The organism is Pseudomonas sp. CLCA07, from assembly GCF_053615335.1.
On the sequence record NZ_CM132131.1, the window covers coordinates 4,821,223 to 4,847,468 of the forward strand.

General features: G+C 58.8%; 24 protein-coding genes. 16 read left to right on the forward strand and 8 right to left on the reverse strand.

Annotated elements, in window-relative coordinates; genetic code table 11:
- Positions 1-50 precede the first annotated feature (50 nt).
- A complete protein-coding gene (locus ACWGZX_RS22205; RefSeq protein WP_452625442.1) occupies positions 51-854 on the forward strand; it encodes an IclR family transcriptional regulator in 804 nt (267 codons plus the stop codon).
- On the opposite strand, the gene ACWGZX_RS22210 is transcribed toward ACWGZX_RS22205, so the two are convergent.
- Positions 851-1,903, reverse strand: a complete 1,053-nt coding sequence (locus ACWGZX_RS22210; protein ID WP_452625443.1) for an NAD(P)-dependent alcohol dehydrogenase — start codon at positions 1,901-1,903, stop codon at positions 851-853. The genes ACWGZX_RS22205 and ACWGZX_RS22210 overlap by 4 nt on opposite strands.
- Before the next feature lie 190 nt (positions 1,904-2,093).
- Between ACWGZX_RS22210 and ACWGZX_RS22215 the strand changes: the two genes are divergently transcribed.
- The gene (locus ACWGZX_RS22215) at positions 2,094-2,984 is read left to right on the forward strand and encodes an AraC family transcriptional regulator N-terminal domain-containing protein (protein WP_452625444.1); all 891 of its coding nucleotides are present in this window, start codon (positions 2,094-2,096) and stop codon (positions 2,982-2,984) included.
- Between the two features lie 163 nt (positions 2,985-3,147).
- On the opposite strand, the gene ACWGZX_RS22220 is transcribed toward ACWGZX_RS22215, so the two are convergent.
- Entirely contained in the window at positions 3,148-4,812 is a 1,665-nt protein-coding gene (locus ACWGZX_RS22220; RefSeq protein WP_223519030.1) for an electron transfer flavoprotein-ubiquinone oxidoreductase, read from the reverse strand.
- A gap of 548 nt (positions 4,813-5,360) precedes the next feature.
- Here ACWGZX_RS22220 and ACWGZX_RS22225 point away from each other — a divergent pair.
- From ACWGZX_RS22225 to ACWGZX_RS22270, 10 genes are all read left to right on the forward strand, one after another.
- Positions 5,361-6,110, forward strand: a complete 750-nt coding sequence (locus tag ACWGZX_RS22225; protein ID WP_007945693.1) for an electron transfer flavoprotein subunit beta/FixA family protein — start codon at positions 5,361-5,363, stop codon at positions 6,108-6,110.
- Between the two features lie 2 nt (positions 6,111-6,112).
- Complete coding sequence (locus ACWGZX_RS22230; RefSeq protein ID WP_452625445.1) at positions 6,113-7,042, forward strand: electron transfer flavoprotein subunit alpha/FixB family protein; 930 nt, start codon at positions 6,113-6,115, stop codon at positions 7,040-7,042.
- Between the two features lie 210 nt (positions 7,043-7,252).
- Positions 7,253-8,080 carry a substrate-binding periplasmic protein gene (locus tag ACWGZX_RS22235; protein WP_452625446.1) on the forward strand — a complete coding sequence of 276 codons (828 nt, stop codon included), beginning with the start codon at positions 7,253-7,255 and terminating at the stop codon, positions 8,078-8,080.
- A 9-nt stretch (positions 8,081-8,089) separates the two neighbouring features.
- On the forward strand, positions 8,090-8,446 hold the full coding sequence (locus ACWGZX_RS22240) for a DUF4398 domain-containing protein (protein ID WP_223519035.1): 357 nt from the start codon (positions 8,090-8,092) through the stop codon (positions 8,444-8,446).
- Complete coding sequence (locus tag ACWGZX_RS22245; protein ID WP_223519037.1) at positions 8,443-9,255, forward strand: OmpA family protein; 813 nt, start codon at positions 8,443-8,445, stop codon at positions 9,253-9,255. Before ACWGZX_RS22240 ends, ACWGZX_RS22245 begins: the two co-directional genes overlap by 4 nt.
- Before the next feature lie 211 nt (positions 9,256-9,466).
- Positions 9,467-10,906, forward strand: coding sequence for an aminotransferase-like domain-containing protein (locus ACWGZX_RS22250; protein WP_123432724.1), 1,440 nt, complete (start codon positions 9,467-9,469; stop codon positions 10,904-10,906).
- A gap of 82 nt (positions 10,907-10,988) precedes the next feature.
- Complete coding sequence (locus tag ACWGZX_RS22255) at positions 10,989-11,447, forward strand: translation initiation factor 2 (protein WP_452625447.1); 459 nt, start codon at positions 10,989-10,991, stop codon at positions 11,445-11,447.
- Positions 11,448-11,613: 166 nt separating this feature from the next.
- Entirely contained in the window at positions 11,614-11,868 is a 255-nt protein-coding gene (locus ACWGZX_RS22260; RefSeq protein ID WP_452625448.1) for a YkgJ family cysteine cluster protein, read from the forward strand.
- 40 nt (positions 11,869-11,908) lie between these two features.
- Entirely contained in the window at positions 11,909-12,514 is a 606-nt protein-coding gene (locus tag ACWGZX_RS22265) for an START domain-containing protein (protein ID WP_452625449.1), read from the forward strand.
- 284 nt (positions 12,515-12,798) lie between these two features.
- Entirely contained in the window at positions 12,799-14,892 is a 2,094-nt protein-coding gene (locus tag ACWGZX_RS22270) for an LTA synthase family protein (protein ID WP_452625450.1), read from the forward strand.
- Between the two features lie 71 nt (positions 14,893-14,963).
- Here ACWGZX_RS22270 and ACWGZX_RS22275 read toward each other — a convergent pair whose 3' ends face one another.
- Positions 14,964-15,122 (reverse strand): DUF3309 family protein, encoded by a 159-nt coding sequence (locus tag ACWGZX_RS22275; protein WP_172825980.1) that lies wholly within the window; start codon positions 15,120-15,122, stop codon positions 14,964-14,966.
- 280 nt (positions 15,123-15,402) lie between these two features.
- On the opposite strand from ACWGZX_RS22275, the gene ACWGZX_RS22280 reads away from it, so the two are divergent.
- From ACWGZX_RS22280 to csrA, 3 genes are all read left to right on the forward strand, one after another.
- Entirely contained in the window at positions 15,403-16,218 is an 816-nt protein-coding gene (locus ACWGZX_RS22280; protein WP_452625451.1) for an SDR family oxidoreductase, read from the forward strand.
- 64 nt (positions 16,219-16,282) lie between these two features.
- On the forward strand, positions 16,283-16,615 hold the full coding sequence (locus ACWGZX_RS22285; protein ID WP_452625452.1) for a YnfA family protein: 333 nt from the start codon (positions 16,283-16,285) through the stop codon (positions 16,613-16,615).
- Between the two features lie 153 nt (positions 16,616-16,768).
- Complete coding sequence (csrA, locus tag ACWGZX_RS22290) at positions 16,769-16,954, forward strand: carbon storage regulator CsrA (protein WP_452625453.1); 186 nt, start codon at positions 16,769-16,771, stop codon at positions 16,952-16,954.
- Between the two features lie 5 nt (positions 16,955-16,959).
- Here csrA and ACWGZX_RS22295 read toward each other — a convergent pair whose 3' ends face one another.
- The 5 genes from ACWGZX_RS22295 to mnmC form a co-directional block, all read right to left on the reverse strand.
- Complete coding sequence (locus tag ACWGZX_RS22295; protein ID WP_452625454.1) at positions 16,960-17,187, reverse strand: YheU family protein; 228 nt, start codon at positions 17,185-17,187, stop codon at positions 16,960-16,962.
- 182 nt (positions 17,188-17,369) lie between these two features.
- The gene (locus ACWGZX_RS22300) at positions 17,370-18,560 is read right to left on the reverse strand and encodes an osmoprotectant NAGGN system M42 family peptidase (RefSeq protein ID WP_452625455.1); all 1,191 of its coding nucleotides are present in this window, start codon (positions 18,558-18,560) and stop codon (positions 17,370-17,372) included.
- A 172-nt stretch (positions 18,561-18,732) separates the two neighbouring features.
- A complete protein-coding gene (ngg, locus tag ACWGZX_RS22305) occupies positions 18,733-20,481 on the reverse strand; it encodes an N-acetylglutaminylglutamine synthetase (RefSeq protein ID WP_452625456.1) in 1,749 nt (582 codons plus the stop codon).
- A 3-nt stretch (positions 20,482-20,484) separates the two neighbouring features.
- Positions 20,485-22,257 carry an N-acetylglutaminylglutamine amidotransferase gene (locus ACWGZX_RS22310; RefSeq protein ID WP_452625457.1) on the reverse strand — a complete coding sequence of 591 codons (1,773 nt, stop codon included), beginning with the start codon at positions 22,255-22,257 and terminating at the stop codon, positions 20,485-20,487.
- A gap of 189 nt (positions 22,258-22,446) precedes the next feature.
- Complete coding sequence (gene mnmC, locus ACWGZX_RS22315; RefSeq protein ID WP_452625458.1) at positions 22,447-24,426, reverse strand: bifunctional tRNA (5-methylaminomethyl-2-thiouridine)(34)-methyltransferase MnmD/FAD-dependent 5-carboxymethylaminomethyl-2-thiouridine(34) oxidoreductase MnmC; 1,980 nt, start codon at positions 24,424-24,426, stop codon at positions 22,447-22,449.
- A 299-nt stretch (positions 24,427-24,725) separates the two neighbouring features.
- On the opposite strand from mnmC, the gene pap reads away from it, so the two are divergent.
- On the forward strand, positions 24,726-26,240 hold the full coding sequence (gene pap, locus ACWGZX_RS22320) for a polyphosphate:AMP phosphotransferase (RefSeq protein ID WP_452625459.1): 1,515 nt from the start codon (positions 24,726-24,728) through the stop codon (positions 26,238-26,240).
- The last annotated feature ends 6 nt before the right edge of the window (positions 26,241-26,246 follow it).

Genomic DNA, 26,246 nt, shown 5'->3' on the forward strand with positions numbered 1-26,246 from the left:
ATCGGGCGACCATAATGCCGCCCGTCACTCGCTCAACGTAAAGGCTGGATATGCAGGAAGACGCCCCAAAAATCGCCAAGGACGCCGCGCCGACCGGCACCCAGACACTGCTTCGTGGTTTGGGTGTGGTTCAGGCTGTGGCCAGCGGCGCCCGCGATCTCAAGGAAATCGCCCGGCTGATCGGCACGACGCGCAGCACCACCCATCGACTGGCCAGTTGCCTGGTGGACGAGCGTTACCTGCGCGTGGTGCCGCAGGTCGGCTACCTGTTGGGGCCAAAGCTGATCGAACTGGGTTTCCAGGCGCGTGAAGAGTTGCCGCTCGTGACCTTGGCCGGACCGTATCTGGATGAGTTGTCGGCGTTGACCGGCGACACCATTCACTTGGCGGTTCGCGAAGGCGACGAGGTGCTGTACCTACACAAGAATCCGGGGCGTAATGGCCCGGAAATGCGTTCGCGGGTCGGCCATCGTATGCCGTTGGCGCGCACCGGGATCGGCAAGGCGCTGATGCTGGATGACACGCAGGAAGAATGGCAGCGGCTGTACGAAATCAGCTTGCCGGCGGGTGGGAAAAATCTGTTTTGGCCGCAGCACCCGGAGCAATCCTGGGAGCAGTTTCAGCAGCGCATGGTCGAGTATGTGGCAGGCGGTTATGCCTTTGATCTGGAAGACAACGAACCGTCGATCCGTTGTGTGGCGGCGCCGATCCGTGATGCCAGCAAGCGCATCGTCGCCGGCATCAGCATTGCCAGCACTGTGCCGTACATGCCGCTGGAAAAAATGGCCGAGCTGATTCCCCTGATCAAAGGGGTCACAGCCCGGCTGTCGGCAGAACTGGGCTTGAAGGTTTAGATCTTCAAGGTCGCCATGTCGATAACGAAGCGGTATTTCACATCCCCGGCGATCATGCGGGCGTAAGCCTCGTTGATCTGGCGGATGTCGAGCATTTCGATGTCGCAGGTGATGTTGTGCTCGGCGCAGAAATCCAGCACTTCCTGGGTTTCGGCAATACCGCCGATCAACGAACCGGCGAGCACGCGACGTCCCAACACCAATTTTGCGGCGTGGACCGGTGGATCGATCGGTTCAATCAAACCCACCAAAATGTGCACACCGTCGAAACGCAGGGTGTCGAGGTAGGGGTTGAGGTCGTGCTGCACCGGAATGGTGTCGAGCAGGAAGTCGAATTGGCCAGCCGCAGCCTTCATCTGCTCGGCATCGGTAGACACGATCACGTGGTCTGCGCCCTGGCGACGACCTTCTTCGGCCTTGCTTGCCGAACGGGTGAACAGGGTGACTTCGGCGCCCATCGCCTTAGCGAACTTGATGCCCATGTGACCGAGGCCGCCCATGCCGAGGATCCCGACTCTGTCACCGGCCTTGACGCCGTAATGCTTGAGCGGCGAGTAGGTGGTGATGCCGGCACACAGGATCGGCGCGGCGCTGGCCAAGGCGAGTTTTTCCGGGATGCGCACGACAAAGTGCTCGCTGACCACGATGCTGTCGGAGTAGCCGCCCATGGTGTTGCTGCCATCGACCCGGTCCGGGGTGGCGTAGGTCATGGTCGGACCTTCGAGGCAGTATTGCTCAAGGTTCGACTGGCAGGCTTCGCAGCTGCGGCAGGAATCGACCATGCAGCCGACGCCAACCAAATCCCCGACCTTGTACCGGGTCACATTCGCACCGATGGCGGTCACTTTGCCGACGATCTCGTGGCCGGGCATCAGCGGGTAAACGGCAATGCCCCACTCGTTGCGCGCCTGGTGGATGTCGGAATGGCAGACGCCGCAGTAGAGAATCTCGATCGCCACGTCATCGGCACGAGGGCTGCGGCGTTCGAATTTCACGGGGGCGAGGGGAGTGGTGGCCGACTGGGCGGCGTATCCGATGGCGGTGTACATGAGGAACCTCGCAAAAGCAGTGACAGGTGAGGCGGTGCATTCTGGGCGCCGCACCTTGCACCGGCCATGGCGATTCCTCCGGGTGTCATGCCTATTCCTCCGGCATCCACGTGCGATTGATCAAATGGACGATCAGACCTGCGAAGATGCTTTCATCCCTTTTCCCGCGACTTTTTTGTGAAGAGCTCCCATGTTGTTGACCCGTCATCTCGATGCCAATGCCACGCTGGTTTCGTTGATCCAGACGCTGACCACTCGCGACGGCTTCGCTCCTACCGCGTTGCCAGGTGTGCAGGTGTTGCGTGCCAGTTGCGACGTCGCCCGTGGCCCGCAGATTTATGAGCCGAGCCTGGTCATCATCGTCCAGGGCAGCAAATTGGCGTACCTGGGCCCGCGAACGCTGGAGTACGGTGCTGGGCATTATCTGATTCAGGCATTGCCGGTGCCGTTTGAGTGCGAAACCTTTGCGGCGCCGGATGGGCCGATGCTGGGCATTTCCATCGCGATAGACCGGATTTTGCTCGGTGAATTGGTATTGGCCATGGGGCTCGTGTCCGGGCGCAGTATTGCTGCGCAGACGCTGGAGTCCATGACCTCGACAGTGCTCGACGACGCGATGCGTGGATGCGTGGAACGGTTGTTGCGTTGCCTGCACGATCCGCTGGAATGTCAGGTCATGGGCCAGGCGCGTTTGCGTGAGTTGTTGTTCGTCGCGTTGCGCGGGCCGCAAGCCGATGTGTTGCGCGCGCTGGTGGAGCAGCAGGGGCAATTCGCACGGGTCGCGGCATCGCTCAGTCATCTGCATGCGCATTACACCGAGCCGCTGAATGTCGAGACCCTCGCCAGTTGCGCGAACATGAGTGCGTCGACTTTTTATGAGCATTTCAAACGCAGCACCTTGTTGTCGCCGGTGCAGTACTTGAAGCGTTTGCGCTTGCTCAAGGCGCAGCAGTTGTTGCTGTCTGAAGGCTTGGGGGTGGCGCAAGTGGCGCATCGGGTGGGGTATCAGAGTACGTCGCAGTTCAGTCGGGAGTACAAGCGCTACTTCGAGCGTAATCCCGGCGATGAGCGCGCTGCCTGATCTACCGCAAATCCCTTGTAGGAGCCGAGCTTGCTCGCGATAGCGGTTTGTCATCCGGCTTCATTGTTGTCTGACACACCGCTATCGCGAGCAAGCTCGGCTCCTACCATACCGGGCAACAAAAAGGCCCCCAATCGGGAGCCTTGATGTTCAGGCGTTCAACTTACATGTTCGGGTAAGTCGGACCGCCAGCACCTTCCGGTGTGACCCAGGTGATGTTCTGTGCCGGGTCCTTGATGTCGCAGGTCTTGCAGTGAACGCAGTTCTGGGCATTGATCTGGAAGCGCTTCTCGCCGTCTTCCATGGTGATCACTTCGTACACGCCGGCCGGGCAGTAGCGCTGGGCAGGCTCATCGTACAGCGGCAGGTTTTTGCTGATCGGGATGCTTGGGTCGGCCAGCTTCAAGTGGCACGGCTGTTCTTCTTCGTGGTTGGTACCGGAGATGAACACCGAGCTGAGTTTGTCGAAGCTGATCTTGCCGTCCGGTTTCGGGTAGTCGATCTTCTTGCAGTCGGCGGCGAGCTTGAGGCAAGCGTAATCCGGCTTGGTGTCGTGCAAGGTGAACGGCAGTTTGCCGCCGAAGATGTTCTGGTCCAGCCAGTTGAAACCACCGCCGACGATCGCGCCGAACTTGTGAATCGCCGGGCCGAAGTTGCGGCTGGCGAACAGTTCGTCGTAGAGCCAGCTTTTCTTGAACGCGTCGACGTAAGTGGTCAGTTCTTCGGTGCCATCTTTCTCGGCGAACAGCGCGTCGGCCACGGATTCAGCGGCGAGCATGCCGGACTTCATCGCGGTGTGGCTGCCTTTGATCTTGGCGAAGTTCAGGGTGCCGAGGTCGCAACCGATCAGCGCGCCGCCCTTGAAGACCATTTTCGGCAACGAGTTCAGGCCGCCTTTGCTGATGGCACGGGCGCCGTAGCTGATGCGCTTGCCGCCTTCCAGGTACTGCTTGAGCACCGGGTGGTGCTTGAGGCGCTGGAACTCATCGAACGGCGACAGGTAAGTGTTGCTGTAGGACAGATCGACGATCAGGCCGACAACCACTTGGTTGTTTTCCAGGTGATAGAGGAAGGAGCCACCGGTGTTCTCGGTGCCCATAATGTCCAGCGGCCAGCCGGCGGTGTGGACTACCAAGCCTGGTTGGTGCTTGGCCGGGTCGACTTCCCAGATTTCTTTCAGGCCGATGCCGTAGTGCTGGGCGTCGGCTTCGCTGTCGAGGTTGAAACGCTTGATCAGCTGCTTGCCGATGTGGCCACGGCAACCTTCGGCGAACAGCGTGTACTTGCCACGCAGTTCCATGCCCGGGGTGTACAGGCCTTCTTTCGGATTACCTTCGCGATCAACGCCCAAGTCGCCGGTAATGATCCCGCGCACCACGCCGTTCTCGTCGATCAGCGCTTCCTGAGCGGCGAAGCCGGGGTAGATTTCTACGCCCAGGTTCTCGGCCTGCTGGGCCAGCCAGCGGCACAGGTTGCCCAGGGAGATGATGTAGTTACCTTCGTTGTGCATGGTCTTGGGCACAAAGAGGTCAGGAATTTTTTGCGCGCTGTCTGCGTTTTTCAGAACGAAGATGTCATCGCGGGTGACCGGCGTGTTCAGCGGGGCGCCGAGTTCTTTCCAGTCCGGGAACAATTCGTTCAGGGCGCGTGGTTCGAACACGGCACCAGACAGGATGTGAGCACCGACTTCGGAGCCTTTTTCGACCACGCAGACGCTGATTTCCTTACCGGCTTCAGCAGCCTTCTGCTTCAAGCGGCAGGCAGCGGAAAGACCAGCGGGGCCGGCACCGACGATGACGACGTCGAATTCCATGTATTCGCGTTCCACAGGTTATCTCCTACTCAAGGCTCAACAGTTTTTTTTCTAATTTTGGAGGTTTGGTGTCGCATCCATGAATCCCTGCGCGAGCGCGGAACAGGACAATCGATAGTCCACCTTTCTCTCTGGGTGGCGCATTATATCTACACCACTCCCAGCGTCCAATACAAACGTTTGTTTGAATTGGCTCAAAGCCAGAGAAATCAAAGTCACGCGGCTTACGAACGGCCATTTTACCGTATTGACCGGAATAGGCGTTCCGGTCAAGATACGGTCGGTTTTGCGCTCGCCGTAGGCACACTGTTGGTTTCAAGAGCACCTCTAAAGACAGGGCGATGGCAGTACAAGGTGATGCGCAGCGCACGTATAGCGCGCAGTTTACACGCCGCGATAATGAATGACTCGTCGGTCACCACTGACAAACGGTCATCATCATTGTGAGCGATGGTCACTTGACACTTTTGCCAGCGTTTTTAGAGGTGCCCTTGCGCCGATGAGCATCAACCGCCAGGTTCGCCTAGGCGACTTTCTTTTCACCGGAGAGTAACGAGGAATCCATGAAGGTTCTTGTAGCTGTCAAACGCGTTGTGGACTACAACGTCAAGGTCCGCGTCAAGGCGGACAATTCCGGCGTCGATCTTGCCAACGTCAAGATGTCGATGAACCCGTTCTGCGAAATCGCCGTGGAAGAAGCCGTACGCCTGAAAGAGAAAGGTGTTGCGACTGAAATCGTCGTCGTCTCCGTCGGTCCGTCCACCGCTCAAGAGCAACTGCGTACCGCGCTGGCTCTGGGTGCTGACCGCGCCATCCTCGTCGAATCCGCCGAAGACCTGACTTCGCTGGCCGTTGCCAAACTGTTGAAAGCTGTTGTCGACAAGGAACAGCCTCAGCTGGTGATCCTTGGCAAACAAGCCATCGACAGCGACAACAACCAGACTGGCCAGATGCTCGCTGCATTGAGCGGCTACGGTCAGGGCACGTTCGCGTCCAAAGTTGAAATCAGCGGCGACAGCGTTGCCGTGACTCGCGAAGTCGACGGCGGCGCGCAGACAGTTTCCCTGAAACTGCCGGCCATCGTCACCACCGACCTGCGTTTGAACGAGCCGCGCTACGCGTCCCTGCCAAACATCATGAAAGCCAAGAAGAAGCCTCTCGAAGTGCTGACTCCGGACGCTTTGGGCGTTTCCACCGCCTCTACCAACAAGACCGTGAAAGTCGAAGCGCCTGCTGCACGCAGCGCGGGTATCAAGGTCAAGTCGGTGGCTGAACTGGTCGAGAAACTGAAAAACGAAGCGAAGGTAATCTAATCATGACTATCTTGGTAATCGCTGAGCACGACAACAAGGTTGTGGCTCCTGCCACCCTGAACACCGTTGCTGCTGCCGCCAAAATTGGTGGCGACATTCACGTTCTGGTCGCTGGCCAGAATGTGGGTGCTGTTGCTGAAGCCGCGGCGAAAATCGCTGGCGTGGCCAAAGTGCTGGTGGCTGATAACGCCGCCTACGCTCATCAACTGCCGGAAAACGTCGCGCCGCTGGTGGCCGAATTGGGCAAGGGCTACAGCCACATCCTGGCTGCCGCCACTTCCAACGGCAAAAACATCCTGCCGCGCGTTGCTGCGCAGCTGGACGTTGACCAGATCTCCGAGATCATCTCGGTCGAAAGCGCTGACACCTTCAAGCGCCCGATCTACGCCGGTAACGCCATCGCTACCGTTCAGTCCAACGCTTCGGTGAAAGTCATCACTGTGCGTGCTACCGGTTTCGACCCGGTTGCAGCTGAAGGTGGTTCGGCTGCCGTTGAAGCCGTTGCCGCTGCTCACGACGCTGGCACTTCCAGCTTCGTCGGCGAAGAACTGGCCAAGTCCGATCGTCCGGAACTGACCGCTGCCAAAATCGTCGTTTCCGGCGGTCGCGGCATGCAGAACGGCGACAACTTCAAACACCTGTACGCACTGGCTGACAAGCTGGGCGCTGCCGTCGGTGCTTCCCGCGCCGCGGTCGACGCAGGTTTTGTACCCAACGACATGCAGGTCGGTCAGACCGGCAAGATCGTTGCTCCACAGCTGTACATCGCGGTCGGTATCTCCGGCGCGATCCAGCACCTGGCCGGCATGAAAGACTCCAAAGTGATCGTTGCGATCAACAAGGACGAAGAAGCGCCGATCTTCCAGGTGGCCGATTATGGCCTGGTAGCTGACCTGTTCGAAGCTATCCCAGAGTTCGAGAAGCTGGTCTAATCCAGCGGCCTGACTTATAAAGAGCCCGACCTTTTGGTCGGGCTTTTTTTTGTTCTTCTGTAGGAGCTGTTGTAGGAGCTGTCGAGTGAAACGAGGCTGCGAATTTTCAGGTCCGCTCGAATCCCAAGCGGAAGATCAAAAGATCGCAGCCTCGTTTCACTCGACAGCTCCTACCGGCGATATAACAGGGTTTTAGTGGAGAGTGTTGCCATGGATCTGCGTCGCGTGTGCGGCTGGCCATTACTGCTGGGTTTGATGATGTTGCCGGCGCTGTCCAATGCGGCGGGCAAGTGCGAGCGACTGGTCGTGACCGGCAGCCCGGACGCACCTCCGTACCTGTGGCAAGACCCGCAAAATCCTAAAAACCTGATCGGTGCCAGTGCTGATCTGTTGCAGCACGTGGCGGGGGAGTTGGGCATCAAGGTTGAACTGCTTTATGCCGGCAAACGCTCCCAGGCGCTGGACGAAGTGCGCAGCGGGCGCATGGACATGTTGGCCGATGCACCGTTGACTATCAGCGAACTGGAAACCCTGGATTACATTCATCCGCCGCTGCTGGAAAACGACTACCTGGTCTGGACCCGCAAGAATTCGACATTGATCTACAACGGAGCTCAGGACCTTCACGGTCATCCCGGCGCGTTGTCGGAAAAGTCTCGAATGACCCCGGCATTCGGCACTTTTGCCGAGCAGCAATTGACCCTCATCCGTACACCCAACCTGACCCTGGCCTTTCAGAAATTGCTCCTGGGTGAGGTGGAATTTGTCCTTGCCGGACGCTATTCAGGTATGGCGGTCGCGCAGACGCTGAGCATGGCCAATGACCTGATCGCCTACCCGCAACCGATCGACAAGCCCGGTCTTTACCTCGCGGTTTCCCATAACTCCGTCTGCAACGATCCGTGGTTGCGCGGACAGCTGGCCAAAAAGATGACAGAATTGCCCGCCTCAGGACTGACGGACGCCGCGTTGCAACGCAATATCGAGCGTTGGAAAGCGCAGCAACAGCAACAACCTGTCAGTACCCCAAAACAGTAGGGATTTTTAGTGAGTATTCGACCTCTTTTCGCTGCCCTGGCCGTTCTGGCTCTGGCGGGTTGTGCAGCCGATCCGGCGCCGAATGAACAGATTCGCCTGACCGAACAGGCTCTCGTACAAGCCAAAGCCGTGGGCGCTACCGCCGATGACATGCCGGAAATGAAACTGGCCGAAGAAAAATTCGCTCGTGCCCAAAGCAACATGACCGAGCAGTCCTACAAACGTGCGCGCATGCGAGCCGAGCAGGCCGAACTGGACGCGCGCCTGGCCGAAGCCAAGGTGCTGACCCTCAAGAGCGAGGAGCAATTGAACGTGCTCAATACCCGCATCACTCGTCTGCGCAAGCAACTGGGAGATGCCCAATGAGCCTCAAGTCAAAAGTGCTCGGCAGCTTGATCCTCGCCGGTTGCGCCAGCCTGTATGGCTGCGCCGGGCAACACAGTGAAGCCGCGTTGCAAGAAGCGGGCGCAGACTTCCAGAAGGTCAAGGAAGATTCCAATGTGCTGCGTATCGCGCCCAAAGACGTGATCCGCGCCGGTGAATCCCTGGCCCGCGCAGATCGTCTGTCCAGCTATTGGGGCAGCGGTTCGGACGTGGTGCATTACGCCTACCTGAGCCAGCGCTACAGCGAAATCGCCCGTGAACACACCAATCAAGTGCTCAACGAAGAGCGTGCGGCGAAGCTCGAACTGGAGCGTCAGCGTCTGCAATTGGCGTTGCGCGAATCCAAATTGCTCAGCGTTCAGCAGCAGGGCAAGTGGCTCGAAGAACAGATTGTCGCATTGGCGACCACCCAGACTGACCGGGGGCTGGTGATGACATTGGGCGATGTGCTGTTCGATACGGGTGAAGCCGAGCTGAAAAACTCGGCGAACCGTGTGGTGCTGAAGATTGTTCAGTTCCTGCAGCTCAATCCGAAACGCGTGGTGCGGATCGAAGGCTACACCGACAGCACCGGCGGTAAACACGACAACCTCAAACTGTCGCGTGACCGTGCGCAATCGGTGGCTGACGTCTTGATGGACTTGGGCATCGACGACAAACGCATCCAGGTCGAAGGCTACGGCGATGAATACCCGGTGGACGTGAACGCTTCCGAGCGTGGCCGTGCGCAGAACCGTCGGGTGGAAATTGTGTTCTCCGACGAAAAAGGCCAGCTCGGCGCTGCCCGCTAAGGGCCGCGTCTCTGGAAAACCCGGCCTGCCAGACAGCGCCGGGTTTTTTTGCGCCTGCCAATTGTCTGGGTACATGGAAAAAAGCAGTACAGATTTTGCTGACACTGCACTGTACGGTCGACTATTGTGGCAACTGTCCCCGTACACTTCTAAACTGTTCCGGTATTGTTTCACACAAGAATAAAATGCCCGTGAAATCGAGTGCTGCGTCATGACCAATCTCTTGCTCTACCAACGTATTGCTCAACAACTGGCCGAAGACATCCGCCGTGGTGTCTATCAACCGGGGGAGCGCGTGCCTTCGGTGCGCAAGATGAGTTCGCAGCTCAACGTCAGCCATGCGACGGTGTTGCAGGCGTATGCCAATCTTGAAGACCAGGGGCTGATCCGGGCTCGGCCGCAATCGGGCTACTACGTTCACCAAACGCCAGCCCTGACCGCACCGACGCCGGACATCGCCCGGGTCGAGCGTCCGGGGCTGGTCACGCGCAGCAGCATCATTCAGCAAGTGTTGGTCGAATCCCGCCGCGAGGGTGTTTTTCCGCTGGGCGCCGCAGTGCCCAGCGTCGATTACCTGCCGGTTCGGGCGCTGCATCAGCAATTGGCCAAAGTCACCCGATTCCATAGCCCGCGGGCATTCAGCTACATGTTCAGCCCCGGTTTTGAGCCGTTGCGCCGGCAAGTGGCGATCCGCATGCGCGATGCCGGCGTGGTGGTTGACCCCTCCGAAGTGGTCATCACCCATGGCTGCGTCGATGCGTTGCAGATGTCCCTGCGTGTACTGACCCGTCCTGGCGACCTGATCGCCGCCGAGTCGCCAACGTATTATGGCCTGCTGCAACTGGCAGACTTGCTCGGCCTCAAAGTGATCGAAATTCCGAGCGACCCGGCCACAGGCATGAGCCTCGAAGCCCTGCAACTGGCGGCCAACCAGTGGTCGATCAAGGCGCTGGTGCTGACCACGCGCTTGAGCAATCCATTGGGCGGGACCATGCCCGAGGAGCGGCAAAAACAATTGCTGCGCCTGGCGTCGGATTTTGATATCCAGATTGTCGAAGACGATATTTACGGCGAGCTGATGTTCGAGCAGGGGCGCACCAAATCGCTCAAGGCCTACGATCGGCTGGATCGGGTCATCTATTGTTCAAGCTTCTCCAAAACCCTGTCGCCAGGCGTGCGGATCGGCTGGATGATTGCCGGCAAGTACCAGCAGGAAATCCAGCGGCTGCAGACGTTCAGTACCCATTCGGCCTGCAGCGTCACGCAAATGGGCATTGCGGCCTATCTGGAAAACGGTGGTTACGACCGACATTTACGCTACATCCGTCAGGAATACCGCAAGAACCTCAGCGCCTTCCAGCTGGCAGTCCAGCAGTACTTCCCTGAAGGCACGCAGATGACCCGGCCGACTGGCGGCTTCATTTTGTGGGTCAGTTTGCCGGGGCGGGTCAACACACAGGAATTGCACGTGCGGGCGTTGCAACAGGGCATCAGTATTGCGCCGGGGCTTATCTTCAGTAACACCGAGCAGTTCAATCACTGCATTCGGCTGAATTGCGGCACCCCCTGGAACCGTGAGGCCGAGCGTGCATTGATGACCCTTGGGATGTTGGCCACGCAACTTTGCCAGGAAACGGCCGGCGGCTTCTGAGTCGGTCGTTCACGGCGGTGCTTGTCATGTGGCGTGCAACAGGGGAGCATATGGCCCTCTGCCGTTTTTTGCTGTTGGGTTCATGAAACCGATTTTTCCTGCCGTCTGCCTGTTTTTTTGCCTGTTGATGAGCGTTCACGTTGAAGGCGTCATGGCGGCGGGTCAGGAAAAACCGACGACTGGCGATACCGCGGAAGAACCGGCGCCTGCCAAAAAAGCCGAGCCCGTCAAGGTGGTGAAAAAGCGTCCACCCACTGCCTCCAAGTCAAAAGCGGCCAGCGAAGTGGTGAAAACCGAACTCCCGCCCGCCAAACTTGACTTGAAATTGCCCCCGCAAATGGCACAAGAACTGAAACCGGTCGGCACGGTGCCGATGCCTGGCAACGATGCGCTGCTGCCACCCATGTTTGGCGACAAGACCGGCAGCAGCCCGTTTCAGCTCAACGGTCGGCTGCTCAATAACGAAATGCAGCTGCAACTGCGCAATGATGAGCGCCACGAAGTCGAAGGCGCGGCGCTGGATTTCGAGTTCAAGCGGTAAATCCGTCACTGTCCGTGACCCGCTGGCCAGACGCTTTGTCGGAGACTGGTCAGTCACGTTGATTTGAACGGAAAAACCCCGGTTCAGGTAATTTTAAACAACTGTTTTAGCGGTTACTCTGTGCCCGTCCTTTTTACACATCACTCCTCGTGAGGAGCCCGTCATCATGAAATGCCGTGAAGGCTGTGGCGCCTGTTGCATAGCCCCTTCCATCAGCTCACCGATTCCCGGTATGCCCAATGGCAAAGCCGCTGGCGAACGTTGCGTACAACTTTCGGTCGATAACCTGTGCCTCATTTTTGGCCGTCCACAACGCCCGGCGGTGTGTTCGGCCTTTGAAGCTGATGTCGAGGTGTGCGGAAGCAACAGTGACGAAGCGATCAAATTGCTGGGATGGTGGGAGCAAATGACGGCGGTGTGATGTGTTCAACAACGGAACTTCAACAATAAGGAATAAAACTATGGGTTCGCTGCATCGTATCGCTGTGTTGTGTGGGTTGACCGCTGTGCTCGCCACGACGGCCGCCCAGGCTGAAGACTGGAAGGTCGCCAAGAACGAAGACGGCATCAAGATCTCTCTAGCTGAAGTGCCGGGTTCGGACTACAAGTCCTATCAGGGCGTTACCTTGATGAAGACCACTGTTGCCAAACTGCGCGCATTGCAGGAAGACGTGTCCGGCGCCTGTGCCTGGATTCACGAGTGCAAAATGCAGAAGCTGCTCAAGCGCGAAGGCGATCAGACCTGGACCTACACCCAGTTCAATACCCCGTGGCCCGTCACCCCGCGTGATTCGGTGTTGCACATCACCACCGTTGAAGGCGCCGATGGCAGCCTGACCCGCAAGCTTGAAGGCGTACCGAAGTACATTCCGGAAGTAGAAGGTTTCGTGCGCGTCGCCAAGGTCGACGGGTTCTGGAAGTTCGTACCCAAGGGTGACCAGGTTGAAGTGACCTATCAGGTTCACACCGAGCCCGGCGGCAGTGTGCCGTCGATGGTCGCCAACAAGTTCGTCGTCGATGCGCCGTTCAATACGTTGAAAGCCCTGAAAGAACGCGCCGAGAAGTAATCGCACCGTTGTTCTGCAAAACGCCCCGACTGGTTCGGGGCGTTTGCGTTTTTACCAGTGCGCGGCTTTATTGTGTTTCCGGATATGCGTTGCACAAAATTTTCACAAAGCCTCCAAGACAATCCGCCCCGCATCTGCCAGCCAAACAGTAATCAATGGCAATGAGGCGGGTGATCGTGCAACATTTGCGCACCGCGCAAGCCCCGGGGTCAGGTATTGGCCAATAGAGGGCAAGGCGCCGCCGTATTTTTGAAACTTCAACTTCCAATGGGTCCTAAAACGACATGTCAAACCCGGACGCCCTGAATCAGCAGCGAGCTTCTAGTCGCCTGCTGCAACCGACCGTCAAATCGCATCTGGCCTATACGCTGTTGTGCGCCTTGATCATGATGGTCATGTTCAGCCTGCTGCGTGTTGCGCTGCTGGTCTACAACCGCTCGATGATCCTCGACACACCGGCTGCGACCTTTCTTGAAGCGTTCGCCAACGGCCTGCGTTTCGACCTGCGTCTGGTGGTCTACCTCTGCATTCCGCTGTTGCTGGCACTGTTCAGCGCCCGGGCGATGGCTGCTCGCGGGTTCTTCCGCTTCTGGCTGACCCTCGCTTCGAGCATCGCGCTGTTCCTCGGACTGATGGAGATGGACTTCTACCGCGAGTTTCACCAGCGCCTCAACGGCTTGGTCTTCCAGTATGTGAAAGAAGACCCGAAAACCGTGATGAGCATGCTCTGGTACGGTTTCCCGGTGGTTCGCTATCTGCTGGCGTGGGCCTTTGGCACTTTGATCCTGACTCTGGCGTTCAAGGGCGCCGATCGTGCGACCCGTCCTCGCGGCCCGTTCAGCGGTGGCAGCATCAGCACGCGCAAGATCGCCCCGTGGTATGCACGCATCGGCGTGTTCGTTGTCTGCCTGTTGATCTGCGTGGTTGCTGCTCGTGGCACTCTGCGTCAGGGCCCACCGATGCGTTGGGGGGACGTCTACACCACCGACTCGATCTTTGCCAACCAGTTGGGCCTCAACGGCACCCTGTCGCTGATCGCGGCGGCCAAGAGCCGGATGTCCGAAGATCGCGACAACATCTGGAAAGCGACGCTGCCGCAGCCTCAGGCTCAGCAGACCGTGCGTGACATGTTGGTGATGAAAGACGAAAAACTGGTGGATGCCGAAACCGCCGCCGTGCGTCGTGATTACACACCACCGGCCGACAAGACCCTGCCAATCAAGAACGTAGTCGTGATCCTGATGGAAAGCATGGCCGGGCACTCGGTCGGCGCGCTGGGCGGACCGGGTAACATCACGCCGTACCTCGACAAACTGTCGAAGGAAGGCCTGTTGTTCGACCGTTTCTTTTCCAATGGCACCCACACCCACCAGGGTATGTTCGCCACCATGGCCTGCTTCCCGAACCTGCCGGGTTTCGAATACCTGATGCAGACCCCGGAAGGCAGCCACAAACTGTCCGGCCTGCCGCAATTGCTCAGTGCCCGTGACTTCGAAGACGTGTACGTCTATAACGGCGACTTCGCCTGGGATAACCAGTCGGGCTTCTTCAGTAACCAGGGCATGACCAACTTTATCGGTCGTAACGATTACGTGAACCCGGTGTTCTCTGATCCGACCTGGGGCGTGTCTGACCAGGACATGTTCGACCGTGGCCTGGTGGAGCTCAAGGCTCGGGAAAACGGCAAACCGTTCTATGCCTTGCTGCAAACACTGTCCAACCACACGCCGTATGCCTTGCCGACACCTTTGCCGGTCGAGCGCGTCACCGATCGCGGCAACCTCAACGAACACCTGACCGCCATGCGTTACTCCGACTGGGCGCTGGGTCAGTTCTTTGAGAAGGCGCGTAAAGAGCCGTACTTCAAGGAAACCCTGTTTGTCATCGTGGGTGACCATGGTTTCGGTAACGAGCAGCAAATCACCGAAATGGACCTGGGTCGCTTCAACGTGCCGATGCTGATGATCGCACCGGGCATCCAAGAAAAGTTCGGCCAGCGTGACCACACCGTGGGCACTCAGATCGACATCGTTCCGACTATCATGGGCCGTATCGGTGGCGAAGTGCGCCACCAGTGCTGGGGTCGTGACCTGCTCAACCTACCGGAAGGTGACGCCGGTTTTGGCGTGATCAAACCGTCGGGCAGCGAACAGACCACGGCCATTCTTACTGCTGACCAGATTCTGGTGCTACCGAAAGACAAGGATATGGAGCCTAAGATGTACCGCTACGAGCTGGGCGCCAATCCGCGTTCCGAGATCGTTCCTAACGATCCACGCACTGCGGAGTTGAAGCTCAAGCTCGAATCGTTCCTGCAAACGGCGACCAAAAGCCTGCTCGATAACACCGCTGGTGTGGTTGATGGCACGCCGGACTAAGCTTTCGGCGCAATAAAAAAGAGGTCCTTTTTCAAGGGCCTCTTTTTTTGTCTGTTAACTCGTTATGTCCGTTATATCCGGCCAAGCAACAGCAGGATCAACAGCACCACCAACACCACGCCGATGATACCCGACGGGCCATAACCCCAACTTCTGGAGTGTGGGAAAACCGGCAGACCACCGATCAGCAAGAGGATCAGAATAACGATCAGAATTGTGCCCATGTCTATTTCCTTGTTGAAAGTCTTCTGGAATGACCTGTCTTTTAACTGTCAGCTGGAAGGCAATAATTTCTAGCTGCTTACAAAGTCCGACTGGTGCGCGAGTCGGAAAATTCCATGTTTTTTTAATGTTTTTCGAAGACGGGTTTATTTCATTTGTTCCAGCGTTAGTTGAGTCACACGCGCCCACGGTTTGCTCGGGCCATTCAGCAATCTGATGGAGCGTGGGTCGGGCAATGTCCTTCGCTACACTCAGCGAATCTTCCCCGGAACCACAAGGCTGTTTGCTATGCAAAATCGCATGATGATCACTGGCGCGGGCTCGGGCCTGGGTCGCGAAATCGCGCTGCGTTGGGCGCGCGAAGGCTGGCAACTGGCCTTGTCAGATGTCAGCGAACCCGGCTTGCAGGAAACCCTGAAACTGGTTCGCGAGGCCGGGGGTGACGGATTTATCCAGCGCTGCGACGTGCGCGATTACAGCCAGCTGACCGCATTCGCTCAGGCCTGCGAAGAAAAGCTGGGTGGCATCGATATCATCGTCAATAACGCCGGTGTTGCTTCGGGCGGCTTCTTCAGTGAACTGTCGCTGGAAGACTGGGACTGGCAAATCGCGATCAACCTGATGGGGGTGGTCAAGGGCTGCAAGGCGTTCCTGCCGCTGCTGGAAGAAAGCAAAGGCAAAATCATCAACATCGCGTCGATGGCCGCCCTGATGCAAGGCCCGGCCATGAGCAACTACAACGTGGCCAAAGCCGGCGTGGTGGCGTTGTCCGAAAGCCTGTTGATCGAACTGGCACAGCAGGAAGTGAGCGTGCATGTGGTGTGCCCGTCGTTCTTCCAGACTAACTTGCTCGACTCTTTCCGCGGTCCGACCCCGGCGATGAAGGCGCAGGTCGGTAAATTGCTGGAAAGTTCGCCGATCACCGCCACCGACATTGCCGACTACATCTACCAACAGGTGGCTGCTGGCGAGTTCATGATCCTGCCTCACGAACAAGGCCGTATGGCCTGGGCGATCAAACAGAAGAACCCGCAACTGCTCTACAACGAAATGACCGTCATGGCCGATAAAATGCGCGCCAAGGCCAAACAAAACGCTGGCTGAACTTGCCCGTAGTCAACAGCGTCGTTAGGGTGGCCGCCATCGGCCATCCTCACGAGGCATCTGCATGCTCAATTACTTGTGGTTTTTCCTCGCGGCGCTGTTTGAAATCGCCGGCTGTTTCGCGTTCTGGATGTGGTTGCGCCAAGGCAAAAGCGTTGTGTGGGTGCTTCCGGCGCTGCTCAGCCTGACCTTGTTCGCGCTGCTGCTGACGCGTGTCGAGGCCTCCTACGCAGGGCGCGCCTATGCTGCCTACGGTGGCATTTACATCATTGCTTCAATTGGCTGGCTGGCGGTCGTCGAGCGAATCCGTCCATTGAGCTCGGACTGGATTGGTGTGGTGCTGTGCGTGATCGGGGCCAGCGTCATTTTGTTTGGCCCGCGCTTTACCGCGTCCTGAAGGAACGGTCCTGCATTCAATCGATTTGTCGGACGCATCCGTCAGATGTGATCGTCCAGCGCTGTAGGGCTGGACTGATTTGCCGTCCTCGCCTTGAAGACCCGCTAAACGCCGGGCATCTTCAAGGGCCGGCAATCCTCAAGGACCAATACCATGCTTGTACTCAGTCGCGTTGCGGGCGAGGTGATTTCCATCGGTGACAACATTTCACTGCGTGTCCTCAACGTCAGCGGCAACAGTGTGCGCTTTGGCGTCGAAGCGCCGCTGAACGTCAATGTGCATCGGGCTGAAGTCTATGAGCGCATCCAGGTAAAACTGGCCAAGACCAAGGGGCGCTGAGCCGTTCAGTCAAACAGGTGCTTGGGCACATCGTGCTTGAGCATCAATTGGCATTGTTCGCTTTCCGGGTCGAAAACGATCAGTGCCTGGCCTTTGGTCAATGCCTGGCGGACCCGCAACACACGGGTTTCCATCGGCGTGTCATCGCCATTGTCCGTACCGTCGCGGGTCACGAAATCCTCGATCAGGCGGGTCAGGGTGTCGACTTCAAGTTGGTCGTAGGGGATCAGCATAGGCACCTCGGCTAAACAATGGCGCGATGCTACGGCGAATGATCGGTGGCGGCTACTCTGGGTTCATTTGTCGCCTGATCCACCGCCATCGCGAGCAAGCTCGCTCCCACAGGGGAATGTGGTCAACTGTGGGAGCGGGCTTGCTCGCGATGGCGGTGGATCAGGCGATACAAATGTCCGGATCAGCTATCGGTGCGCTGCCCGACAAGACTATCCACCGACGGCACCCGCGTATCACTTTCCATCTGCGCGTCATGTTCAATCTGATGACTGAACCGGTCCAGCGACCCCTTCGCCGGTTGCGCATCGCTGGCAAACACCGGCGGGCTCAGAATGTAGGCACCCAGCAAGCGGCTCAATGCCGCCAGGCTATCGATATGCGTACGCTCATAACCGTGCGTCGCATCGCAACCAAAGGCGAGCAGGGCGGTGCGAATGTCGTGCCCGGCGGTCACCGCCGAGTGCGCATCGCTGAAGTAGTAACGGAACAGGTCGCGGCGCACCGGCAATTCGTTGTCACTGGCCAGGCGCAGCAAATGTCGCGACAAGTGATAGTCATAAGGTCCACCGGAATCCTGCATCGCCACACTGACGGCGTGTTCGCTGGAATGCTGGCCGGGCGCGACGGGCGCAATGTCGATGCCGACGAATTCGCTGACGTCCCACGGCAACGCTGCCGCCGCGCCGCTGCCGGTTTCCTCGGTAATGGTGAACAGCGGATGGCAATCGATCATCAACTCTTCACCACTGTCGACGATGGCTTTCATTGCCGCGAGCAATGCAGCAACACCGGCCTTGTCGTCCAGATGGCGTGCGCTGATGTGCCCGCTTTCAGTGAATTCCGGCAAGGGGTCGAAGGCCACGAAATCGCCAACGCTGATCCCCAGCGAATCGCAGTCGGCACGGGTGGCGCAATAAGCGTCCAGTCGCAACTCGATGTGATCCCAACTGATCGGCAACTCGTCCACGGCGGTGTTGAAGGCGTGCCCGGAAGCCATCAGCGGCAACACGCTGCCGCGAATCACGCCGTTGTCGGTGAACAGGCTGACCCTGCTGCCCTCGGCAAAACGGCTGGACCAGCAACCGACCGGCGCCAGTGTCAGACGACCGTTATCTTTGATGGCGCGAACCGCCGCACCGATGGTGTCCAGGTGGGCGGAAACTGCGCGGTCGGGACTGTTTTTCTTGCCTTTGAGGGTCGCACGGATGGTCCCGCGACGGGTCATTTCGAATGGGATTCCCAGCTCTTCAAGACGTTCGGCGACATAACGCACGATGGTGTCGGTGAACCCGGTCGGGCTGGGAATGGCGAGCATTTCCAGCAGGACTTTTTGCAGATAGTTGAGATCCGGTTCGGGAATTTTGCTGGTCATGGAAACTCCTGATGGGTACAGAACATCGATGGTTTCGATGAGGAAACAGGATTTGTAGTGTCGGTCAGGCCGCCTTCGCCGGCAAGCCGGTCTCGCTCCCACATTTGACCGCATTCCCCTGTGGGAGCGAGACCGGCTTGCCGGCGATGGCGTCAGTTCAGACGACACATCACTAGGAAACCGCCGGCTGACTGTGCGGAAACAACAAATCCACAAACCGCTCAGCCGTCGGCTGTGGTTCATGGTTGGCCAATCCGGCGCGCTCATTAGCCTCGATAAACACATACGCCGGCTGATCGGCAGCGAGCACCATCAAGTCGAGTCCGACCATCGGGATATCCAGCGCCCGCGCCGCACGCACCGCCGCATCCTCCAGAGTTGGATGCAGAATCGCCGTGACATCCTCCAGAATCCCGCCTGTATGTAGATTCGCCGTACGCCGTACGAACAAATGCTCGCCCGCCGGGAGAATGCTGCTGTAGTCGTAACCCGCCGCATGTAACGTGCGCTGGGTCTCATGATCCAGGGGTATTTTGCTCTCTCCGCTGCTCGCCGCCTGTCGACGCCGGCTCTGGGCTTCGATCAGCGCACCGATGGAATGCTGGCCATCGCCGACCACTTCCGCCGGCCGTCGAATCGCCGCCGCCACCACCTCAAACCCGATCACCACAATCCGCAGGTCGAGGCCTTCGTGAAAACTTTCCAGCAGCACTCGACTGTCGAACTGGCGAGCGGCTTCGATGGCTTGCTGCACCTCTTCAATCGTCCGCAAATCCACGGCAACCCCTTGACCTTGCTCGCCATCCAGCGGCTTGACCACCACCCGCTCGTGCTCATCGAGAAACGCCAGGTTGTCATCGGCATTGCCCGCCAGTTGTTGCGAAGGCAGGTTCAGCCCTGCGCCTTTGAGCACTTTGTGCGTCAGGCTTTTGTCCTGACACAGGCTCATGCTGATGGCGCTGGTCAGGTCGCTCAACGATTCGCGGCAGCGCACCCGGCGCCCGCCATGGCTGAGGGTGAACAGGCCGGCATCGGCATCATCCACGTGCACATCAATGCCGCGCCGATGGGCTTCCTCGACGATGATCCGTGCATAGGGATTGAATTGGGCCTGCGGCCCCGGCCCGAGAAACAGCGGCTGATTGATGCCGTTCTTGCGCTTGATGGCAAAGGTCGAGAGATTGCGGAATCCGAGCTTGGCGTAAAGGCTTTTCGCCTGCCGGTTGTCGTGTAAAACCGACAAGTCGAGGTAACTCAGCCCACGGCTCATGAAGTGTTCGATCAAATGTCGCACCAACACTTCACCGACACCGGGCCGCGAGCAGCAAGGGTCGACCGCGAGGCACCACAGGCTGCTGCCGTTTTCCGGGTCGTTGAACGCCTTGTGGTGATTGAGGCCCATGACACTGCCGATGATCGCGCTGCTGTCTTCGTCCTCGGCCAGCCAATACACCGGGCCACCCAGATGGCGCGGGGTCAGCAGATTTGCATCGATGGGCAACATGCCGCGCGCCTGATACAGCTGATTGATTGCCAGCCAGTCCGCATCACTTTGTACCCGACGGATACGAAAACCGCGAAACACGCGCGTTGCCTGACGGTAATCACTGAACCACAACCGCAAGGTGTCGGACGGGTCAAGAAACAGCTGTGCGGGTTCAAGCCCCAGTATTTGCTGAGGTGCGGCAACGTACAACGCAATGTCGCGTTCGCCCGGCTGCTCATTGAGCAACTCTTGGGCGAGGCTGGCCGGATCGGGAAAGGTGTGCCCGATCAGCAACCGGCCCCAGCCGCAATGCACGGCAATCGGCGCGGCACTCAGTTCGCTGCCGTCTTCGGCCAGACGCGCCTGCAAGCGTTCATAGGAAGGCGTCTGGCCGCGCAACAAGCGTTGGCTGTAAGCCGTAGCGTTGGGTTTCATCAATCAGATTCCTTGCTCGCTGAGCCACAGGTTCAGGGCCGCTAATTGCCACAGCTTGGAGCCGCGCAGCGGGGTCAATTGACCTTGCGGATCTGTCAGCAGCCGGTCGAGCATGGCCGGGTTGAACAGGCCGCGATCCTGACTGGGATCGAGCAGCAGTTCGCGCACCCAGTCCAGCGTATCGCCCTGTAAGTGCTTGAGGCCAGGCACCGGGAAGTAACCTTTCTTGCGGTCGATGACTTCACTCGGAATCACCAGTCGCGCGGCTTCCTTGAGGACTTGTTTGCCGCCGTCCGGCAGTTTGAATTTACTCGGCACGCGGGCCGACAATTCGACCAGCCGATAGTCGAGAAACGGCGTGCGTGCTTCCAGACCCCAGGCCATGGTCATGTTGTCGACGCGTTTAACCGGGTCGTCGACCAGCATCACCGTGCTGTCCAGGCGCAGGGCCTTGTCCACCGCCGCGTCGGCGCCGGGCTGTGCGAAATGTTCCTTCACGAAGTCACCGGCGGCGTCATTGGCTGTCAGCCATCTTGGCTGCACGGTGGCTGCGTAATCGTCGTAGCTGCGGTCGAAGAACGCCTCTCGATAGGCCGTGTACGGATTGGCAGCACCGTCGACCTGCGGATACCAGTGATACCCGGCGAACAACTCGTCCGCGCCCTGGCCGCTCTGTACCACTTTGCAATGATTGGCCACTTCGCGGGACAGCAGATAGAAGGCAATGCAGTCATGGCTGACCATCGGCTCGCTCATGGCGCGGAACGCTGCCGGCAGTTGCTCGATGATCTCTTTTTCGTCGATGCGCAATTGATGGTGTTGGGTGCCGTAGTGCCTGGCGATCAGGTCCGAATACTGAAATTCGTCGCCGCGCTCGCCGCCGGCATCTTGAAAACCGATGGAGAAGGTCGACAGGTTTTCCACGCCGACTTCCCGCAACAGCCCGACCAGCAGGCTTGAATCGACACCACCCGAAAGCAATACGCCGACGTCGACTGCCGCACGTTGACGTATCGCCACTGCGTCGCGAGTGCTGTCGAGCACACGGTCACGCCAGTCTTCGAGGGTCAGGTTCATTTCGTCGGCGCGTGGGCCGTAGGGCAGGGTCCACCAGATTTTCTGCGTGGTACTGCCATCGGCTTCGATGCGCATCCAGGTGGCCGGCGGCAGTTTTTCAATACCGGCCAGCAGGGTGCGCGGCGCCGGGACCACGGCATGGAAATTCAGATAATGATTGAGCGCCACCGGGTCGAGCATCGGGTTGATGTCGCCACCCTTGAGCAATGCCGGCAACGCCGAGGCAAAGCGCAGTCGCTGAGCGGTGCGCGACAGGTACAGCGGCTTCACGCCGAGGCGGTCGCGGGCGATGAACAAGCGCTGGGCGTCACGTTCCCAAATCGCGAACGCGAACATGCCGTTGAGCTTGGGCAGCAAGGCTTCGCCCCAGGCGTGATAACCCTTGAGCAGCACCTCGGTGTCACCGCCGGAATAGAAGACATAGCCGAGGCTTTCGAGCTCGGCGCGCAGTTCCGGGAAGTTGTAGATTGCGCCGTTGAAGGCCAGGGACAAGCCCAATTGATTGTCGATCATCGGCTGCGCCGAGCCGTCCGACAGGTCCATGATTTTCAGGCGCCGATGGCCCAGCGCAATCAGCCCTTGAGCGTGAAAGCCCCAGGCATCCGGGCCGCGAGGGGCCAGGTGATGGGTGATTCGTTCAACGGCCGCGAGGTCCGCCGGTTGGTGATCAAAACGTAACTCGCCAGCTAATCCGCACATAAAATCCTTACCGGTTTTTCCGTTGGGGAGGGTCAATCGATACCCGGCCAAAACGGCAGGTACTCAGAAACTGACCCGGTGGGGGCGAGGGAGTTTTAGATCGATAAGTAATAAGTCCGCGGGACGGACAAGGAGGGCAACGCCATCGGGACCGTGCGCCTGACCCGGGACGTCATGAGTCGAGTGGATTCACTTACCCCGGATCAAACGCCGCAAGGCAAAACGGTTTGGGTGACAGGCTTCGGCCACTGCTCTGGGCAATGGCAGTGGTTCGTTCTCCAGCCACGCGGCCAGCAACTCGCCCGACAATGGCGCGGTGATCAGCCCTCGTGAACCATGGCCGCTGTTGACGTACAAACCGTCCAGCCAGGGGCAAGGGATGTCCGGGGTTTGCCGGGCATCCTTGCTCAGGGCGATATAGGCGTCGGCAAACGCCTGACTATCGGCCAAGGGCCCGACAATCGGCAAGTAATCCGGGCTGGTGCAGCGAAATGCCGCGCGACCCTCAAGGGCTTCAGGTTGCAAGGTGTCTGCGCCGAGCCGAGCAACCAGATCCACCGAAATTTCTTCAAGCATGTGCAGGTTGCCGGCATGCTCGGCTGCCGTTGGCGTCAGGTCATCGTTGTTGAAATCGAAACTGGCGCCCAGCGTGTGTTCACCCAATCGAGCCGGGGCGACATAACCTTCAGCGCAAACCACGGTACTCAGGCTTTTGCTCTCAGGTGTCTGGTGCAGGCGAGTGATTTGCCCGCGAATACGTTTGAGCGGCAATTCGCTGCTGTATGGGAAACGCTTGATCTCGGCGGCGCCGGCGAGCACCACCACGGGGGCGTCAGCTAATAATGATTTGCCATCCCAGGCTTGCCAGTGCCCGTCGACGCGGCGCAGTTCCAGCACATCGCGATGGGTAAGAATCTGGATATCCGGATGCGTCGCTTGCCAGTGGCACAGGGCGGGCGGATGCACCCAGCCGCCTTCGGGGTAAAACAGACCGCCTGATTGCAGTGCGATACCGGCGTGAATCTCGGCGTTTTCTCGATCCAGCACGTGCAGCAGATCTTCGGGAAACGCCGCCGCCAATTGCGCCTGACGTTGCGCTTCCTTGGCGTTAAAGGCCAGTTGCAGCACGCCGCAACCGTCCCAGTCGACACCGCGCTGCAAATGCTCCAGCAAGCGTCGTGTGTGGCCAAAACCACTGACGATCAACTGAGACAATACGGTGCCATGGGCGGAAAGCTTGAGGTACAACACGCCTTGTGGGTTGCCTGAGGCTTCCTGGGCCAGTGCGTCATGTCGCTCCAACAAACTGACCTGCCAACCCCGCGTGGCGAGGCTGGCGGCTGTGGCGCAACCGGCCAGGCCGCCACCGATTACCAAGGCTCGACGTTCGCCAGTCAATGCTGTCGGTCGAGCAAACCAGGGTTTTGCAGCAACGGGTGCCTCGGTGTCTTCGGGCCAGCCAAGGAACACACCCCGCAGGATTTCCCACTTGTGGCCAATGCCCGGTGTGCGCTTCATCTTGAAGCCTGCCGCGTTCAGCAGGCGGCGCACCCAACCGGTGCTGGTGAACGTGCTTATCGTCGAGCCTGGCGCTGCCAGCCGTGCCAGCTCGGCAAACAATTCGGCGGTCCACATGTCGGGGTTTTTCGCCGGGGCGAAACCGTCGAGAAACCAGGCGTCAATCTGCGCGTCCAATTGCGGCAGCTGCTCAAGAGCATCGCCGATCAGCAAGGTCAGCGTCACGCGGCCGTTGTCCAGGATCAATCGCTGGAAGCCTTGATGGATCGCTACGTACTGCGCGAGCAATTGATCGGCGAACCGTTTGAGTTCTGGCCATAACGCCAGGGCGCGTCGCAGATCGGGCAAGCTCAGCGGATATTTTTCGACGCTCACAAAGTGTAGGCGCGCACCCGCCACCGCGTGTTGTTCAAACAATTGCCAGGCACACAGAAAATTCAACCCGGTGCCGAAGCCGGTCTCGCCAATGACCAGTCGACCGCCGTCCGGTAACGCGGTGAAACGCTCATGCAGATTGTTCTGCTCCAGGAACACGTAGCGGGTTTCTTCAAGGCCCGACTTGTCCGAAAAATACACGTCGTCGAACACCCGCGAATACGGGCGACCCTGGTCGTCCCAGTCGAGTTGGGCGTGAGGCAATACAGGTTTCATGGCAGGCTCGGCAGCGGCAAGGTCGCCATTCTAGCCGATCGCCGAGACACTGCTTGATCCATGGCAACGGAAGACTTGTAGCAGCTGCCGAAGGCTGCGTTCGACCGCGTAGCGGTCGCAAAATCAGGCAATGTGTTTTTTCAGGTAAAACGTGAGCTCAGGTTCACGACCGCTGCGCGGCCGAACGCAGCCTTCGGCAGCTGCTACACATAACTATTGCGGCCGTGAAGTAAGGGATTCCTCCCCCGCAACGGAGGTCAATCCGCTAGTCTTGCTCAATCTGGAAAGGGAGCCGTCCAATGTTCGAATCCGCTGAAATCGGTCACGCCATCGACAAAGAAACCTATGACGCCGAGGTGCCGGCGTTGCGCGAAGCCTTGCTTGAAGCGCAGTTCGAACTTCAGCAGCAAAAACGTTTCCCGGTGATCATCCTGATCAATGGTATCGAAGGCGCCGGCAAGGGCGAGACGGTCAAGTTGCTCAACGAATGGATGGACCCGCGCCTGATAGAGGTCCGCACCTTCGACCAGCAAACTGATGAGGAGCTGGCCCGACCACCCGCCTGGCGTTATTGGCGGATGCTGCCGGCCTCCGGTCGCATGGGGATTTTCTTCGGCAATTGGTACAGCCAGATGCTGCAAGGCCGGGTTCATGGCCTGTTCAAAGACGCGGTGCTGGATCAGTCGATCAACCAATCCGAGCGTTTTGAAAAGATGCTGTGCGACGAAGGCGCGCTGATCTTCAAGTTCTGGTTCCACCTCTCCAAAAAGCAAATGAAAGCGCGCCTCAAGGCCCTTGCCGACGATCCGCTGCACAGCTGGCGCATCAGTCCGCTGGACTGGCAACAATCCCAGACATACGACAAATTTGTGAAATATGGCGAGCGTGTGTTGCGCCGCACCAGTCGCGACTACGCGCCGTGGCATGTGATTGAAGGGTTGGACGCCCATTACCGTAGCCTGGCGGTAGGCAAGATCCTGCTTGAAGGTCTGCAAACTGCGCTGAAACGCCCCGATGTCCATCCCGACAAGGTCAATGCCGCGCCGCTGCCGATCCATATCGATCAGATCAACCTGCTCGACAGTCTCGACTTGAGCCTGCACCTGGACAAGGAAGACTACGAAGAACAACTGATTACCGAACAGGCGCGATTCTCGGGCCTGATGCGCGATAAACGCATGCGTCGGCACGCGTTGGTGGCGGTGTTCGAAGGCAACGATGCGGCGGGCAAGGGCGGGGCGATTCGGCGAGTCGCGGCGGCGCTCGATCCGCGTCAGTACAGCATCGTGCCGATCGCCGCTCCGACCGAAGAGGAGCGGGCGCAGCCGTATCTGTGGCGGTTCTGGCGCCACCTCCCGGCCAAGGGCAAGTTCACGGTTTTTGATCGCTCCTGGTACGGGCGGGTGCTGGTAGAGCGCATCGAAGGCTTTTGCCCGCCGACGGACTGGCTGCGGGCTTACAGCGAGATCAACGACTTCGAAGAACAGATTTCCGACTCGGGCGTCATCGTGGTCAAGTTCTGGCTGGCCATCGACAAGCAGACACAGTTGGAGCGTTTTCAGGCCCGGGAAGAAATTCCCTTCAAGCGTTTCAAGATCACCGAAGAGGACTGGCGCAATCGAGATAAGTGGGACGCTTACCGCGCTGCGGTGGGTGACATGGTCGATCGCACCAGTACCGAAATCTCGCCCTGGACGCTGGTGGAGGCCAATGACAAGCGCTGGGCGCGAGTCAAAGTCTTGCGCACGATTAATCGGGCGCTGGAAGCCGCGTTCGAAAAGTCCGACAAGAGGGCCAGGAAGCACAAGAACTGAGTCGAT